This window comes from Thioalkalivibrio sp. ALE21 (assembly GCF_003208255.1).
Taxonomy (GTDB): domain Bacteria; phylum Pseudomonadota; class Gammaproteobacteria; order Ectothiorhodospirales; family Ectothiorhodospiraceae; genus Thioalkalivibrio; species Thioalkalivibrio halophilus.
The window spans coordinates 1-5929 of the sequence record NZ_QKMA01000038.1 but is presented as its reverse complement, the minus strand read 5'-3'; the positions used below and the strand labels follow the sequence as shown (position 1 = coordinate 5929).

The window sequence follows — 5929 nt, the reverse complement described above, 5'->3', positions numbered from 1 at the left end:
GGGCACCTCGATCCAGCGGCAACCGCGGCTGGCGAAGACGGGGTCAAGCGGTCTGCGACGCAAGCTCTACATGGCAGCGATCGCCGCCGCGCATCACAACGCCGACGTTCGGGATCAATACCAGCGCCTGTTGCGGCGTGGGAAGGCGAAGATGGCCGCGATCGGCGCCGCAATGCGGAAGTTGCTCCACATCGCCTTCGGTGTGCTGAAGTCGCAGCAGCCGTACCAACCTCGCTGTAGCACCGGTTGCAGCCAGTAAGCGAGACACGGTATCTACGGAATTCTGGCGGAGAGGGAGGGATTCGAACCCTCGAGGGGCTTGCACCCCTGCCGGTTTTCAAGACCGGTGCAATCAACCACTCTGCCACCTCTCCGGAGGCGCACATTCTCCGCGAGCTTCCCGCGGCTGGCAACTCGGTCGGTCACCCCGCGATCCATCGCCTGCAAGCTATATGTCGCATAGAAAGAGTTTGATAGAAGAAAATAACGATCTTCCGTAAAATCGCGGCCCTGTCCTTCCCGGCCGGATCCGCCTCCCGCGATTCGGCACCGGCGCCGAGCCTCCTGACGCGACGCCGGACGAAGACGCCGCGGCCCCGGCCGCCGGCACGAACTTCAGTGACCGCCCCGGGGACCGGCGACGGGGCGCAACCCGAGGCCGACCATCATGAATTCGATGCTGCTCAATCTGTTTCCCTTCCTGCGCTGGCGTCCCACCAAGGACACCATCAACGCGGATCTGATTGCCGGCATCTCGGTCGCCCTCGTCCTCATCCCGCAGTCCATGGCCTACGCCCAGCTGGCCGGGCTGCCGCCGGTCTACGGGCTGTACGCCTCCCTGCTGCCGGTGATGATCGCCGCCCTCTGGGGCTCTTCGAACCAGCTGGCCACCGGCCCCGTGGCGGTGGTCTCGCTGCTGACGGCCTCGGCATTGATCCCGCTCGCCGCCGAGGGCTCGTCCGAGTTCATTGCCCTGGCGATCGTGCTGGCCTTCCTGGTGGGAGTGGTCCAGCTGGTCCTGGGACTGTTCCGGCTGGGCTCGATCGTCAGCTTCATCTCGCATCCGGTCATCGTCGGCTTCACCAACGCCGCGGCCATCATCATCGCCCTCTCGCAGCTCAACAAGATCCTGGGCGTCCCGGTCGACACCAGCGGCCATTTCATGGTCGGCCTGTGGGGCGTGGTGCAGCAGATCGGCGACGTTCACCTGCCGACGCTGGCCTTCGGTCTGGGCGCGATCGCGCTGATGGTCGCAATGAAGCGCGTGGTCCCGAAGATCCCCGGTGTCCTTGTCGCCGTGGTCGTCACCATCCTCATCAGCTGGGCCATCGGCTACGAGCAGAAGGCCGAAGTGGCGGCCGACCGGGTCGCACCGGCCGACGTGGTCGCCCTGGCCGAAGAGGTCGACTCCCGTTCCGGCGCGCTGGCCGACATCGAACAGCGCATCCGCGAGCTGGAGGCCGAGGTGGACGAGGTCGAACGCGCCGAGGCGGTACGCATCCGCCACGAAATCGACACCCTCGGCCTCGAGCGCGACGAACAGCGCAGCGAACTGCGCGATCTGCGCGACCAGCTCGGCGCGATCAGCCTGCGCCGTGTCCCCGGCGAAGACGACGCCCCGGCCCGCTTCATCCGCGAAGACCACCTGACCGACGCGGAACGCGAACGGGCCGACGGCACCGACTGGCGTATCGAACGGGTCGACAACGACACCATCCACCTGGACGGTGGCGGCAACGTGGTCGGCAGCGTGCCCCAGGGCCTGCCTGCTCCCACCCTGCCGGAGCTGAGCCTGGGCAACATCACCATGCTGCTCACCAGCGCCTTCGTCATCGCCCTGGTCGGCTTCACCGAGGCCATCGCGATCGCCAAGGCCATGGCCGCGCGCACCGGCCAGCGGCTGGACCCCAGCAAGGAGCTGATCGGGCAGGGCCTGGCGAACATCTCCGGGGGCTTCACCCAGGGCTATCCGGTGTCGGGGTCGTTCTCGCGCTCGGCGGTCAACCTCAATTCCGGGGCCAAAACCGGCCTGTCGTCGGTCTTTACGGCGGTGATCATCGGCATCGCCCTGCTGTTCCTGACCCCGCTGATCTACCACCTGCCGGAGGCCGTCCTCGCCGCCATCATCATGATGGCCGTCGCCGGGCTGGTGAACTTCAAGGCGATCAAGCACGCCTGGGTGGCCAACAAGCACGACGGCATCGCCGCCATCGTCACCTTCCTGGCGACCCTGGCCATGGCCCCCAACCTGGATTACGGCATCCTCACCGGGGCGGGCCTCGCGATCATCCTGTATCTCTACCGTTCGATGCAGCCGCGCGTGAGCGAACTGGCCCGCTACGAGGACGGCACCCTGCGCGAGGCGCGCCGCTACGGCCTGCAGACCGACGAAAAGATCGCGCTGATGCGCTTCGACGGTTCGCTGTACTTCGCCAACGTGCCCTACTTCGAAGACGCGGTGCTGGACCTGGCCGCCAGCCATCCGCAGGCGAAATACATCATCATCGTCGGCAAGGGGATCAACGAGATCGACGCCTCCGGCGAGGAGACCGTGCACCAGCTGGTGCATCGGCTGAAGGCACGCGGCGTCACCCTGGTGTTCGCCGGCGTAAAGGCCCAGGTGCTGGAGGTGATGGAACGCACCGGCCTGGACGAGCTGATCGGCAAGGACAACATCTTCCGCAGCACCGACCGGGCCGTCGAAGTCTGCCGTGAACGCGTGGGCGAAACGCGAGTCGAAGCGGATGCCGGCCAGGAAAGCCGGAGCTGACCCGGGCCCGGCCCGGACTCCGGCGCGGGTGGCTGCACGGCGCGGCCCTCGGCTGTACACTGACCGCATATTGAACCCAAGGAGGAAACGACCGTGTCCAGAGACCAGATCGTCCGCTCGAAACGGAACCCGTCCAGCACCGGTTCCATCAGCGAGACCATTTCCACCAACAAGGTCATCCGCCAGACCTACACCCTGCTGGCCCTGACCCTGGCCTTCAGCGCGGTCACCGCCTTTGTCGCCATGGCCATCGGCGCCCCGCCGGTGCACTGGATCGTGATGCTCGGCGTGCTGATCGGCGGCCCGTTCGCCATCCACTTCACGCGCAACTCGGTCTGGGGCCTGGTGCTGACCTTTGCCTTCACCGGGACGCTCGGGTTCTTCCTCGGCCCGATCCTGTCGATGTACCTGGGGCTGCCCAACGGCCCGCAGATCGTCGGCAACGCGTTCACCGCCACCGCCGTGGCATTCATCGCGCTGTCCGGCTATGCGCTGGCCACCAAGAAGGACTTCAGCTTCCTCGGCGGCTTCATCGTGGTCGGCCTGATCGTGGCGCTGCTGGCGATCGTCGCCAACATCTTCCTGGCGATCCCGGCGCTGTCGCTGGCCATCTCCGCGGCCGTGGTGCTGCTGCTGTCGGCGGCCATCCTGTTCGACACCAGCCGCATGATCCACGACCAGGAGACCAACTACGTGGTGATGACGGTGTCGCTGTACGCCAACCTGTACGTGATGTTCCTGCACATGCTGAACCTGTTCCACGCCTTTATGGGCGAGAACTGACGCGCCGGCCGAGCCCGGACCCTCCCGGACTCGCCAGCACGCGGGCCCCGCTCCGGCGGGGCCCTTTTTGTTGGCCCCTGCCCTCCGCCCGATCGCAACACTGAACCTCATGGCCCAACCGAACCTGTCCTCCGCCCCCCGCGCCGTCTTCCTGGACACGGCCACCGTCGACCGCGACGACCTGGACTTCGCCCCGCTGGACCGCGCCGCCCCGGGCTGGGTGCGCCGGGAACGCACGCCCGCCGACCCCGACGCCATCATCGAACGCCTGAGCGGGGCCGACATCGCCATCACCAACAAGGTGGTCCTCGACCGCGGCGTGCTCGAACGCAGTCCGCAGCTCAAGCTGATCTGCGCGGCCGCCACCGGTTTCAACAACATCGACGTGGCGGCGGCGCGCGAGCTTGGCATCGCCGTGACCAACGCCCGCGACTACGCCACCGACTCGGTGGCCCAGCACGTGATGGCGCTGCTCCTGACCCTGGTCACCCGCCTGGACGACTACCGCGCCGACATCCGCGCCGGGCGCTGGAGCGAGTCCGACCAGTTCTGCCTGCTCGACCACCCGATCCGCACCCTGTCGGGCATGCGCATGGGCATCGTCGGGCGCGGCGTCCTCGGACAGGCTACCGCGCGCCTGGCCGAGGCCTTCGGCATGCAGGTGCGCTACGCCCGCAGCCTGCGCGACGCCGAACCCGCCGCGGATCCTGCCGCGGATAACGGGCGCGTCCCCCTGCCGGAGCTGCTGGAGACCAGCGACGTGATCTCGCTGCACTGCCCTCTGACCGACGCCACCCGCAACCTGATCGACGAAGACGCCCTGGACCGGCTGGGTCCCGATGGCCTGCTGATCAACACCGCCCGCGGCGGCCTGGTGGAGCCGCGGGCCCTGGCCGAAGCCCTGCGCGAGAAACGCATCGCCGGCGCCGGCATCGACGTGCTCGAACCGGAACCGCCGCCGCCCGATCATCCCCTGCTCGCCCCCGACCTGCCGCGCCTGGTGCTGACCCCGCACACCGCCTGGGCCGCGCGCTCGGCACGACAGGCGGTGCTGGAGGAGATCGCCGCCAACATCCGCGCCTTCGCCGCCGGCGAGACGCGCAACCGCGTTGACTGAACGCGCACCGGGAGCCCGCATGGCCGCCAGCGACCCCACCCCCGAACAGCGCATCGCGACCCTGGAAGAACGCCTGGCCTATCTGGAATTCAGCCAGGAGGAACAGGCCCGGGTACAGGCCGAACTGCAGCAGGAGAACCAGGCCCTGACCCGGCAGATCGAATGGCTCCACGGCCGCCTGCGGGCGCTGGAGGCCGCCGCCGGTGATGGCAGCGCGGGCGGGCAGGACATCCCCGAACCCCCGCCGCCGCATTACTGACCGCGGCCCCGTCGATGACCCTCGAACTGCGCCCGGCCCCGGAAGACGATCCGCGCGCCCGGGAGCGCACCCGGGCCCTGCAGCGCCGGCTGGACGCCGCCGGCTACGTCCATGGCGGCGACGCGGCGCTCACCCTGGAAGTGGAAGCGGACCGCCTGAGCCTGGTTCTGGAGGGCGGCAGGAAGCCGCTGCGCCTGACCCCGGATTTTGTCCGCGGCCGGCAGGGCTACCGCCAGGCCCGCGCGGCGCACGAGACCCTGGTGCGCGCCGTGGGGCGCGTCGGCGAGCACGCGCACATCATCGATGCCTCCGCCGGACTGGGCCGCGATGCCCTGCTGCTGGCCGCGCGGGGATGGCGGGTGAGCGCCTTCGAGCGGCATCCGGTCGTCGCCCTGTTGCTGGAAGATGCCCTGCAGCGCGCCGCGCACGCCGGCGACCCGGCCCTGGCCGCAAGCGCCGCACGCGTGCACCTGTTCCCGCAGGCATTCGCCGCCGACGCCCTGCCCGCGCCCGCCGATGCGGCGGTGTTCGACCCGATGTTCCCGCAGCGGCGCAAGAACGCCGCGGTCAAGAAAGACATGCAGATCCTGCAGGCGCTGATGGACGCCCCGGACCCGCATCCGGGCCAGGCATCCCGGGCGGAAGACACTGAAGAACACGATGCCGCAAGCGAGACGGAAAGCGACGCGGCCGCCACGCTCGCCGCGCTGATCCCCGCCACCCGCGGCCGCGTGGTGGTCAAGCGCCCCGCCGGGGCCGCCCCTCTGCCCGGCACCACGCCGGTCTCCGCCATCCAGGGCCGCGCAGTACGCTTCGACCTCTATCGCGCCTGATCGGCCAGGGGGCTGGCCTCCCACAGGCCAAGCCCGCCGCCTGATCGGCCAGGGGGCTGGCCTCCTACAGGCCGAACCCTGCCCCCCGTAGGAGGCCGGCCCTCCGGCCGATTCCCCGTCCGGCCAACCCCTGCGCCCGATCGGCCAGGGGGCTGGCCTCCTACAGG

Annotated in this window: 6 protein-coding genes and 1 tRNA gene; 6 read left to right on the top strand and 1 reads right to left on the bottom strand. The window is 69.2% G+C overall.

Annotation, left to right across the window (positions count from 1 at the left end; translation table 11 throughout):
• The coding region (locus tag D893_RS13595; RefSeq protein ID WP_146220533.1) for a transposase at positions 1-259 on the top strand (259 nt) is incomplete at its 5' end.
• A gap of 25 nt (positions 260-284) precedes the next feature.
• Here the strand turns inward: D893_RS13595 and D893_RS13590 are convergent.
• Positions 285-374 (bottom strand) — tRNA-Ser (locus D893_RS13590).
• A gap of 293 nt (positions 375-667) precedes the next feature.
• On the opposite strand from D893_RS13590, the gene D893_RS13585 reads away from it, so the two are divergent.
• The 5 genes from D893_RS13585 to D893_RS13565 all read left to right on the top strand — a co-directional run bounded on the left by D893_RS13585 (position 668) and on the right by D893_RS13565 (position 5762).
• Positions 668-2770 (top strand): SulP family inorganic anion transporter, encoded by a 2103-nt coding sequence (locus D893_RS13585; RefSeq protein ID WP_110620077.1) that lies wholly within the window; start codon positions 668-670, stop codon positions 2768-2770.
• A 93-nt stretch (positions 2771-2863) separates the two neighbouring features.
• Positions 2864-3553: a Bax inhibitor-1/YccA family protein gene (locus tag D893_RS13580; RefSeq protein ID WP_024330065.1), complete on the top strand. Its 690-nt coding sequence runs from the start codon at positions 2864-2866 to the stop codon at positions 3551-3553.
• A gap of 109 nt (positions 3554-3662) precedes the next feature.
• Complete coding sequence (locus D893_RS13575) at positions 3663-4670, top strand: D-2-hydroxyacid dehydrogenase (protein ID WP_110620076.1); 1008 nt, start codon at positions 3663-3665, stop codon at positions 4668-4670.
• Positions 4671-4689: 19 nt separating this feature from the next.
• On the top strand, positions 4690-4929 hold the full coding sequence (locus D893_RS13570) for a SlyX family protein (RefSeq protein ID WP_110620075.1): 240 nt from the start codon (positions 4690-4692) through the stop codon (positions 4927-4929).
• A 14-nt stretch (positions 4930-4943) separates the two neighbouring features.
• Positions 4944-5762, top strand: a complete 819-nt coding sequence (locus D893_RS13565) for a class I SAM-dependent methyltransferase (protein WP_110620074.1) — start codon at positions 4944-4946, stop codon at positions 5760-5762.
• Positions 5763-5929: the final 167 nt, after the last annotated feature.